This window comes from Streptomyces triticisoli, assembly GCF_003270085.1.
Classification (GTDB): domain Bacteria; phylum Actinomycetota; class Actinomycetes; order Streptomycetales; family Streptomycetaceae; genus Streptomyces; species Streptomyces triticisoli.
The window spans coordinates 20512-30180 of record NZ_QFDQ01000060.1; the positions used below are offsets into that span (position 1 = coordinate 20512).

At 69.7% G+C, this 9669-nt stretch carries 8 protein-coding genes and 1 pseudogene; 7 read left to right on the plus strand and 2 right to left on the minus strand.

Annotated elements, in window-relative coordinates:
* The first annotated feature begins 61 nt into the window (after window positions 1–61).
* The 6 genes and pseudogenes from dnaK to DEP02_RS11230 all read left to right on the plus strand — a co-directional run bounded on the left by dnaK (window position 62) and on the right by DEP02_RS11230 (window position 6657).
* Window positions 62–1900 (plus strand): molecular chaperone DnaK, encoded by a 1839-nt coding sequence (gene dnaK / locus DEP02_RS11205; RefSeq protein WP_112467196.1) that lies wholly within the window; start codon window positions 62–64, stop codon window positions 1898–1900.
* Window positions 1897–2592 (plus strand): nucleotide exchange factor GrpE, encoded by a 696-nt coding sequence (gene grpE, locus DEP02_RS11210; RefSeq protein WP_112467197.1) that lies wholly within the window; start codon window positions 1897–1899, stop codon window positions 2590–2592. Before dnaK ends, grpE begins: the two co-directional genes overlap by 4 nt.
* Before the next feature lie 39 nt (window positions 2593–2631).
* Window positions 2632–3813 (plus strand): molecular chaperone DnaJ, encoded by a 1182-nt coding sequence (gene dnaJ / locus DEP02_RS11215; RefSeq protein ID WP_112467198.1) that lies wholly within the window; start codon window positions 2632–2634, stop codon window positions 3811–3813.
* 31 nt (window positions 3814–3844) lie between these two features.
* Window positions 3845–4009: pseudogene (locus DEP02_RS11220) on the plus strand (heat shock protein transcriptional repressor HspR); the annotation flags it as partial.
* A gap of 298 nt (window positions 4010–4307) precedes the next feature.
* Window positions 4308–5417 (plus strand): sugar ABC transporter substrate-binding protein, encoded by a 1110-nt coding sequence (locus DEP02_RS11225; protein WP_112467204.1) that lies wholly within the window; start codon window positions 4308–4310, stop codon window positions 5415–5417.
* A 196-nt stretch (window positions 5418–5613) separates the two neighbouring features.
* The gene (locus DEP02_RS11230) at window positions 5614–6657 is read left to right on the plus strand and encodes a helix-turn-helix transcriptional regulator (protein ID WP_112467199.1); all 1044 of its coding nucleotides are present in this window, start codon (window positions 5614–5616) and stop codon (window positions 6655–6657) included.
* Here DEP02_RS11230 and DEP02_RS11235 read toward each other — a convergent pair.
* Together DEP02_RS11235 and DEP02_RS11240 are read right to left on the minus strand one after the other, a co-directional pair.
* Window positions 6620–7609 carry a helix-turn-helix transcriptional regulator gene (locus DEP02_RS11235; protein ID WP_112467200.1) on the minus strand — a complete coding sequence of 330 codons (990 nt, stop codon included), beginning with the start codon at window positions 7607–7609 and terminating at the stop codon, window positions 6620–6622. The two genes, DEP02_RS11230 and DEP02_RS11235, sit on opposite strands and share 38 nt — an antisense overlap.
* Window positions 7606–8574, minus strand: coding sequence for a helix-turn-helix domain-containing protein (locus tag DEP02_RS11240; RefSeq protein ID WP_112467201.1), 969 nt, complete (start codon window positions 8572–8574; stop codon window positions 7606–7608). The genes DEP02_RS11235 and DEP02_RS11240 overlap by 4 nt, the downstream gene beginning before the upstream one ends.
* Before the next feature lie 360 nt (window positions 8575–8934).
* Here DEP02_RS11240 and DEP02_RS11250 point away from each other — a divergent pair, with 360 nt between their 5' ends.
* On the plus strand, window positions 8935–9270 hold the full coding sequence (locus tag DEP02_RS11250; RefSeq protein WP_112467203.1) for a Rieske (2Fe-2S) protein: 336 nt from the start codon (window positions 8935–8937) through the stop codon (window positions 9268–9270).
* Window positions 9271–9669: the final 399 nt, after the last annotated feature.

Sequence of the window (9669 nt, forward strand, 5' to 3'; positions counted from 1 at the left end):
CGGCGGTGAGCCTCAGGCACACTTGAGTCCGTTCCACTCAAGTCAGCTGGAGGAATTCACCATGGCACGTGCGGTCGGCATCGACCTGGGCACCACCAACTCCGTCGTCAGCGTTCTGGAGGGCGGCGAGCCCACCGTCATCACCAACGCCGAGGGCGCCAGGACCACGCCGTCCGTCGTCGCCTTCGCCAAGAACGGCGAGGTGCTGGTCGGCGAGGTGGCCAAGCGCCAGGCCGTGACCAACGTCGACAGGACCATCCGGTCGGTCAAGCGCCACATGGGCACCGACTGGAAGATCCACCTCGACGGCAAGGACTTCAACCCGCAGCAGATGAGCGCCTTCGTGCTGCAGAAGCTGAAGCGGGACGCGGAGGCCTACCTCGGCGAGAAGGTGACCGACGCGGTCATCACCGTGCCGGCGTACTTCAACGACGCCGAGCGCCAGGCCACCAAGGAGGCCGGCGAGATCGCCGGTCTGAACGTGCTGCGCATCGTCAACGAGCCGACGGCCGCCGCCCTGGCGTACGGCCTCGACAAGGACGAGCAGATGATCCTCGTCTTCGACCTCGGTGGCGGTACGTTCGACGTCTCGCTGCTGGAGATCGGCGACGGCGTGGTCGAGGTGAAGGCCACCAACGGTGACAACCACCTCGGTGGTGACGACTGGGACCAGCGCGTCGTCGACTACCTGGTCAAGCAGTTCCAGTCCGGTCACGGCGTGGACCTGTCCAAGGACAAGATGGCCCTGCAGCGTCTGCGTGAGGCGGCGGAGAAGGCCAAGATCGAGCTGTCCTCGTCCACCGAGACCACGATCAACCTGCCGTACATCACCGCGTCCGCCGAGGGCCCGCTGCACCTGGACGAGAAGCTCACCCGCGCCCAGTTCCAGCAGCTGACGGCCGACCTGCTCGAGCGTTGCAAGACGCCGTTCTACAACGTCATCAAGGACGCCGGCGTCGCCGTCAGCGACATCGACCACATCGTGCTCGTCGGTGGTTCCACCCGTATGCCCGCGGTCGCCGAGCTCGTCAAGGAGCTGACCGGCGGCAAGGAGGCCAACAAGGGCGTGAACCCGGACGAGGTCGTCGCCATCGGCGCCTCGCTCCAGGCCGGTGTCCTCAAGGGCGAGGTCAAGGACGTCCTGCTGCTCGACGTCACCCCGCTGTCCCTCGGCATCGAGACCAAGGGCGGCATCATGACCAAGCTGATCGAGCGCAACACCACGATCCCGACCAAGCGCTCGGAGATCTTCACCACGGCCGAGGACAACCAGCCGTCGGTGCAGATCCAGGTCTACCAGGGCGAGCGCGAGATCGCCGCGTACAACAAGAAGCTCGGCATGTTCGAGCTGACCGGTCTGCCCCCGGCGCCGCGCGGCGTCCCGCAGATCGAGGTGTCCTTCGACATCGACGCCAACGGCATCATGCACGTCACGGCGAAGGACCTCGGCACCGGCAAGGAGCAGAAGATGACCGTCACCGGCGGCTCCTCGCTCCCGAAGGAAGAGGTCGACCGCATGCGCGAGGAGGCCGAGCGCTACGCGGAGGAGGACCACAGGCGCCGCGAGGCCGCCGAGGCCCGCAACCAGGGCGAGCAGCTCGTCTACCAGACCGAGAAGTTCCTCAAGGACAACGAGGACAAGGTCCCCGGCGAGATCAGGACCGAGGTGGAGTCCGCCGTCGCCGAGCTGAAGGAGAAGCTCAAGGGCGAGGACAGCGCCGAGATCCGTACCGCCACCGAGAAGGTCGCGGCCGTCTCCCAGAAGCTCGGCCAGGCCATGTACGCCGACGCCCAGGCCGGGCAGGCCGCGGGCGGTGCCGGTGAGGCCGGGGCCAGGGCCGACGACGACGTGGTCGACGCCGAGATCGTCGACGACGAGCGCAAGGACGGTGCCGCGTGACGGAGAAGACCCCCGGATTCGAGGAGCACCAGCCACAGCCTCCACCGCAGCAGCCCGACGCCACCCCCGGCGCCACGCCCGAGGAGACCGAGCCGCAGGCCGCCGCCGCCCAGGACAAGGACGCGGCGCAGACCGCGGAGGCGGACTCGACGGCCGGGCTGACGGCCCAGCTGGACCAGGCCCGCTCGGCGCTGAACGAGCGCACGGCGGACCTCCAGCGGCTGCAGGCCGAGTACCAGAACTACCGGCGCCGGGTCGAGCGCGACCGGATCGCGGTACGGGAGATCGCCGTGGTGAATCTCCTGTCCGAGCTCCTGCCCGTGCTCGACGACATCGGCCGCGCGCGGGACCACAACGAACTGGTGGGCGGTTTCAAGTCCGTCGCCGAGTCGCTGGAGACCGTGGTGGCGAAGATGGGGCTGCAGCAGTACGGCAAGGAGGGCGAGCCCTTCGACCCGACGATCCACGAGGCCCTGATGCACTCCTACGCACCGGACGTCACCGAGACGACGTGCGTGGCGATTCTGCAGCCCGGGTACCGGATCGGCGAGCGCACCATCCGCCCCGCGCGGGTGGCCGTGGCCGAGCCCCAGCCGGGCGCGCAGACGGTCAAGCCGGCCGAGGAGTCCGGTACGGCCCAGGCCGCCGAGCAGGGCGAGGACAAGGAGAACGGTGGCCCGGAGGAGGGCTGACGCAACAGCGGACGACGTATGGGAGGAGGGACGTCGGGGATGAGCACCAAGGACTTCATCGAGAAGGACTACTACAAGGTCCTCGGCGTCCCCAAGGACGCCACCGAGGCCGAGATCAAGAAGGCGTACCGGAAGCTCGCCCGCGAGTTCCACCCGGACGCCAACAAGGGCAACGTCAAGGCCGAGGAACGCTTCAAGGAGATCTCCGAGGCGAACGACGTGCTCGGTGACCCCAAGAAGCGCAAGGAGTACGACGAGGCCCGCGCCCTGTTCGGCAACGGCGGTTTCCGCCCCGGGCCGGGCGCCGGCGGCTCCTTCAACTTCGACCTGGGCGACCTCTTCGGCGGGGGCGCCCAGGGCGGGAGCGGCGGCTTCGGCGGCGGCGGCGGTGGCCTCGGGGATGTCTTCGGCGGACTGTTCAACCGGGGCGGGGCGGGTGCGGGCACGCGCACCCAGCCCCGGCGCGGCCAGGACATCGAGTCCGAGGTCACGCTGAGCTTCACGGAGGCCATCGAGGGCGCCACGGTGCCGCTGCGGATGTCCAGCCAGCAGCCGTGCAAGGCCTGTTCCGGCACCGGCGACAAGAACGGCACACCGCGCGTGTGCCCGACCTGCGTCGGCACCGGGCAGGTGGCGCGCGGCTCGGGCGGCGGCTTCTCGCTGACCGACCCGTGCCCCGACTGCAAGGGCCGCGGGCTGACCGCGGAGAACCCGTGCGACATCTGCAAGGGCTCCGGGCGCGCCAAGTCGTCCCGGACGATGCAGGTGCGCATCCCCGCGGGCGTGGGCGACGGGCAGCGCATCCGGCTGCGCGGCAAGGGCGCTCCGGGCGAGCGCGGCGGACCGGCGGGCGACCTGTACGTGGTGGTGCACGTCGGCGAGCACCCGGTGTTCGGCCGCAAGGGCGACAACCTCACCGTCACCGTGCCGGTCACGTTCGCCGAGGCCGCCCTCGGCGGCGAGGTCCGGGTGCCCACTCTGGGCGGGCCGCCGGTGACGCTGAAACTGCCCCCGGGCACACCGAACGGCCGTACGATGCGGGCCCGTGGCAAGGGCGCGGTCCGCAAGGACGGCAGCCACGGCGACCTGTTGGTCACCGTGGAGGTGAGTGTTCCCAGGGACCTGTCGGGGAAGGCTCGTGACGCGCTCGAGGCGTATCGCGAGGCCACCGCCGGCGAGGACCCGCGGGCAGAGCTGTTCGAGGCCGCGAAGGGAGCATGAGATGGACGGCCGCCGCCGCAACCCGTACGGCATCGCGGAGCTGCAGGCGGCCCTGGACGGCGCGGCGGCCACCATGCGGCAGCGCGAGGCCGCCGTCCACGCCTCCTACCGCCGGGACCTCGTCCCGTACCAGGAGGTCCAGCAGACCAGCGCGCTGGTGGTGTGGCGCCCGAAGAAGGCCAAGGACCAGAACTAGCCCCCGCACACGCAGTACACGCACGACGGCGGTCCCGACCTCTCGAAGGCCGGGACCGCCGTCGGTGTGGTGCTGGGCACCCGGTGGCGAACCGCCGATCGGTGAAGGGTCCGTAAAGGGCGTTTGGAGGGGGTTCCGCAAGGCCGCGCGAGCTCTTCACAGCAGCAGCGGAGCGTGGTGTTGTCATCTCGTTAAGTGGTTCAGCTTGACGCCGGTGGTCGCCTCCGCGTTGGCTTTTCAGTCACCTGGGTCGCAATGCTGCGTCCTCGTCCGGAAGGCACCAGAAGTGAGCACCTCGATGCGTCGTATCGTCATAGCCGCGGCCGCGCCCGCGCTGATCTTCTCGTTGGCCTCCTGCGGGGCGCTCGGCGGGTCAGGAGCCGGCGCCGACGCGAGCCCGACCAAGGGCAACGACATGACGGTGGGCCTGCTGCTGCCGGAGACCGCCAACACGCGGTACGACAAGTTCGACTACCCCATCATCAAGGAGAGGGTCGCCGAGCTGACCCGGGGCCAGGGCAAGGTCGAGTACGCCAATGCGGAGGCGGACGCGAGCAAGCAGGCCGGCCAGATGCAGAAGATGATCGACGACAAGGTCGACATCATCCTGCTGGACGCCGTCGACTCGCACGAGATCGCCGGCATGGTGGAGAAGGCCAAGGAGGCCGGTATCCCGGTCATCGCCTACGACCGGCTCGCCGAGGGCCCGATCGACGCGTACATCTCCTTCGACAACGAACTGGTCGGCGAGGTGCAGGGCCGTTCCCTGCTGGAGAAGATGGGCCCCGAGACCAACAGCTCCTCCAAGATCGTCATGATGAACGGCTCGCCCACCGACCCGAACGCCAAGCAGTTCAAGGAGGGCGCGCTCGCCCAGCTCAGCGGGAAGGTGACGATCGCCAAGTCCTACGACACCAAGGACTGGAAGCCGGAGAACGCCCTGGCGAACATGAAGCAGGCGATCGGCGCGATCGGCAAGGACAGCATCCTCGGCGTCTACGCCGCCAACGACGGCATGGCGGGCGCCGTCATCCAGGCCCTCAAGGACGCGGGCGTCGACAAGCTGCCACCGGTCACCGGCCAGGACGCCGAACTCGACGCCGTGCAGCGGATCGTCTCCGGCGAGCAGTACATGAGCGTCTACAAGTCCTACCCGGCCGAGGCCGAGGCCGCCGCCGAGATGGCCGTGGCCAAGGTCCAGGGCAAGGACATCCAGTTCGACGCCCTCACCCGGGACAAGGTCAGCAGCCCCACCCACAAGGACATCCCCGCGCAGCTGGTCTCCGTGGTCGCCCTGACCCAGGACAACATCAAGGAGACGGTCATCGACGACGGCATCTACAAGGCGGCCGACATCTGCACCGCCAAGTACCTGGAGGCCTGCACGGCGATCGGTCTCAAGAAGTAACCACCGTGCCGACGTGCCCCGACGGGGCCGCTCCACCGTCGTCACCTTGCCGCGACGCGCCGGGCGGAGGCCGGGACACACCGGGTGATACCGGTGGTTTCCGGTGGCCGCTCCGGTGGGAGCCGTGTTGCACAGCCGGTCCGGTCCGCGCATAGTTGCGCTGCGGAAGAGGTGGAAACCGGGGGTGTGACGGACCATGGCCGGGCACGGGACGGAGGAGCATCCACACGGTGCCGACCGGCTGTGCGAGGCCGGGGACCGCGTGTACTCCCGGGCCGTACGACGGGGCCGGGTGCCGCGCCGGGACGCCGAGCCGGTGCCCTGCCTGCTGGAACTGGCCCTGCTGCACCCGGACCCCGACGACATGGACTTCCTGGTGCCGACCGCGCCGCAGGAGGTCATGACCCGGCTGCTGCGCGGGATGTACGACGAGGTCAGCGCGAGCCATCGGCGGGTGGGCTCGGTGGTGGCCGCCTTCGAGCGGTACGCCGGGCTGGGCCGCCGGGTGCGGGAGCCCTCCGCGGGCGTCGAGGGCACGGCGATCCGGGTCCTCGACGGACTGTCCCGCATCCAGGCGGCCATGGACGAGGCGACCCAGGCGTGCACCACCGAGGTGCTGACCGTCCAGCCCGGCGGCATCCGCCGCGAGCACGAGTTGTCGGAGGGGCTGCACCGGGCCCTGGCGCTGCGCGGCCGCGGGGTGCGCATGCGGGACCTCTACACCCACGTGGCCCGGCACGGCCAGGGCCTGCTCAACTACCTGGAGCTGATGGGCGACACGGTCGAGGCGCGCACGCTCGACGAGGTCATCGACCGGCTGATCCTGTTCGACCGCACGGTCGCCTTCGTGCCCGCCAACGCCGACCGCACGATGGCGCTGGAGCTGCGTCATCCCGGGCTGGTGGAGTACCTGGTGACGGTCTTCGAACGGCTCTGGCGGCTGGCCATCCCGCTGACCGCGCCGCTGCCCGACACCGGCATCGAGGGCATCTCCCACCGCGAGCAGTCCATCGCCGCGCTGCTGGCCGAGGGCCACCAGGACGCGGTGATCGCCGAACGGCTGGGCATCAGCGTCCGCACCTGCCGGGCGCACATCGCCCGCCTGTCGGAGACCCTGGGCGCGGCCAGCCGTACGCAGCTGGGCGTCCGCATCGCCCAGGCCGGCCTGGACGGGCCGCCGCGCACCTCCGGCGGTGCGTCACTCACCGCTCCTGGCCAAGAATCCCCGACCGCCCGATGAGGTAGCCGAGTTGTGCCCGGCTCGCACTGCCGAGGGTGGCGGCGAGCTTGGCGACGTGCTCACGGGCGGTCCGCACGTTCATGCCGAGACGGTCGGCGATGACGGCGTCGGTGTGCCCTTCGACGAGGAGGGCGGCTATGGCCCGCTGCCGGGCCGTGACGCCGCCTGTGGAGGGCTGGTGGACGGTGCGGGGGTACATGGGGGTGGCGAGGTGCCAGAGGCGCTCGAAGGTGGTGGCGAGGTAGGCGACCAGGGAGGGTTGGCGGACTTCGAGGGCGAGGGTGCCGTCCGCCGTGACGGGCACGAAGGCGACGGCGCGGTCGATGACTATGAGCCGGTCGGTGACCTCGTCGAGGGAGCGTGCTGTGACATCACCGGTCAGTTGCTCGTGGTAGGCGGGCACCGAGGGGATGTGGCGCAGCGTGTGCTGGTAGAGGGTGCGGATACGACCGCCGCGGTCCAGCAGTGCCTGATCGCGGTCCAGCGCCACGCCCCGTGCCGCCTCAGCACGCCGTCCGAGGAGGCCGGAGTGCGGCTGTACACACAGGACTTCCTCACTCGCTTCGGCCATGGCCTCGGTGATGGCTCGGTTGATCCTCCGGGTGCCGCTGAGGACCCTGAGCGCCGGTGTGTCCTGCTGCCCGGCGTACCTGCCGTCGATGCGCATCAGCGGCTCGAAGGTTTGGGCCAGCCGTTCCTCGCGCCGTCGTTCCTCGGCGATGCGTTCCCCGGACGCGCGCAGCAGCCGCTGAAGGGCGGCGACGGGCGCCACCGGCTCCAGTCGGCCGAGATCCTCGACCGCCGGATGCAGCAGGCCGAAGTCGATGAGGCAGGGCACCCGTTCCGCCTCCCCGGCACGCACCCACCCGCTCCGCAGGGCGCGTTCGTACAGCTCCGCGCCCGCAGGGCACAGGTCCTCCGCACCGTGCCCTGGATGACGTGTCGGGCTCACACAGTCCTCCCGTGGCTTCGGTGTTCCTGTTGCAGGATCCCCGACTGGGCGATGAGGTAACCGAGTTGGGCGCGGCTCCCGCTGCCGAGGATGGCGGCGAGCTTGGCGATGTGGGCCCGGCAGGTGCGGACGTTCATCCCGAGGCGGCGGGCGATGGCCTCGTCGACGTGGCCCTCGATGAGCAGCTTTGCTATGGAGTGCTGGATGTCGGTGATGCCGCCGGGCGCGGTCTCGTAAGGAGCACCGGCGCTCAGTGGGACCGATCGGCCCCACATGAACTCGAACACCTTGATCAGGTAACGGACGAGGCCCGGGTGGCGGAGTTCCAGGGCGACCTGCTGGTCGTCGCGGGCGGGGATGAAGGCGACGGTCTCGTCGCACACGATGAGGCGTTCCACCACCTCGTCGATCGTGCGGTACTCCACCTTTCCGTTCGACAGCTGGGCCACGTAGGCCAGCTTCTCGGGGCTGTAGCGGGCCGTGTGCTGATAGAGGGTCCGGATGCGTACGCCCCGCTCGATCAGTGGCCGATCCCGTTCAAGGCCCTGAGTGAGGCTGCGCTCGGAGAAGCGGTCGTCGCTGGGCTGGATGGTGAGCATCTCGGTGTGGCACTGGGTCGTGGCCAGGTTGAGTGCCGCGTTGATCCGCTTGCCCCCTTCCAGCACCGTGATCGAGTGGTCGGTCGTCGCGGACTGCGCGCTGAGCGCGAGGAACGGCTCAAAGAGGTCCGCGAGCTGGATGGACAGCCGCCGACGCTCCGTGATCTCCCGTTCGAGGGGGTGGAGTCGCTCGGCCAGTGCGACCGACGGGTGCACCGGGCGCAGCCAGTCCGCGTCGTCCGGATCCGGGTGGAGAAGGGCGAACTCGACGAGGCAGGGGGCGCACTCGGCATCCGCCCGGGCGATCCGCCCCAGGCGGAGGGCGTTCGCATAAAGTCGGACACCTTCCTCGCAAAGTTCGGTCATCGCATGGGGATGCGTCGCCTTGGTCTGATTTGCCACGAAATCTCCACCCCCCAGGGTCCTGAATATGCAGGAACATGATGCATCGATCCTGTGGCCATGACGTGCCGGAATGAGCCATCGTCTTATTTGACGGGGGAAGAGGAGACTTTCAAGTGAGGACGAAGCCGACTATGCGTAAGAGAATGCTTCGCTCGGTGCTTGTGGCCGCCTTCTCCGCCGTCATGGCCTTTGGGGCGCTGGGTGGTCACTCCGACGTGAAGGGTGACACTCGTGCGGACAGCCACTGGCCGGCGGTGGTGGTCGCGGGCCCTGACGACTCGCACTGGCCGGTGTCTCCCGCGGCGGACTCGGAGAGCTGATGTGACCACACCACCCGACGACCGCTCCTTCCGTCGTGAGATGGCCACCGCCTACCGCTCCGGCTGGCACTTCATCGACCTGGTCACCGCCATCCCCCACAGCGGCGACTCGCTGATGGTGACCGTCTTCGGTGAGCCGGTCGTCGTCACGCGGGACGAGGACGGAGACGTACGGGCGTACCGGTGCCTGCGGCGGCCACGGGGGGCGCCACAGCCCGTACGGTGTGCCGTCCGCTATGGAATGATCTTCGTGAACCTGGACCAGCGGGACCACCGGCAGGTGGCGCCGGAGCCCGCCGACCTCAGGACCATCTCCGCCACCCCCCGCAGTGCCTGACGCGATTCCCCCGTCGTAACAGATCGCTCAGGTGCTTCCCCCCGCAGCGGCGTCACCGTGACCTGAACACGGTGACGCCGCTGCAGTTTTCCCGGAAACCTCCGGTTAACGGCGCATTCGATCACTGGCCGGAAAAGGCCGTGCGCGCTCAGTCGCGGCCCAGCGCCCGGGTCGGCCCGATCTCGGTCACCACGTGAGGCGGGTTCGGCGGCGGGGTCCGCTCTTTTTTGAGCTCTCGGCTTCGTCCGGACGTGCGCGCGTTCCTCCGGCGCCGCCCGCCGCCGCTCGTCCATCCGGCGCACCGCGACCGGCGCACCGCGACCGGCGCACCGCGACCGGCACACCGCGACCGGCACACCGCGACCGGCACACCGCGACCGGCACACCGCGACCGGCGCG

Coding starts and splice junctions, on each gene's coding strand:
- dnaK (WP_112467196.1), top strand. CDS start 62: ATGGCACGTGCGGTCGGCATCGACCTGGGCACCACCAACTCCGTCGTC.
- dnaJ (WP_112467198.1), top strand. CDS start 2,632: ATGAGCACCAAGGACTTCATCGAGAAGGACTACTACAAGGTCCTCGGC.
- DEP02_RS11225 (WP_112467204.1), top strand. CDS start 4,308: ATGCGTCGTATCGTCATAGCCGCGGCCGCGCCCGCGCTGATCTTCTCG.
- DEP02_RS11230 (WP_112467199.1), top strand. CDS start 5,614: ATGGCCGGGCACGGGACGGAGGAGCATCCACACGGTGCCGACCGGCTG.
- DEP02_RS11240 (WP_112467201.1), bottom strand. CDS start 8,574: ATGACCGAACTTTGCGAGGAAGGTGTCCGACTTTATGCGAACGCCCTC.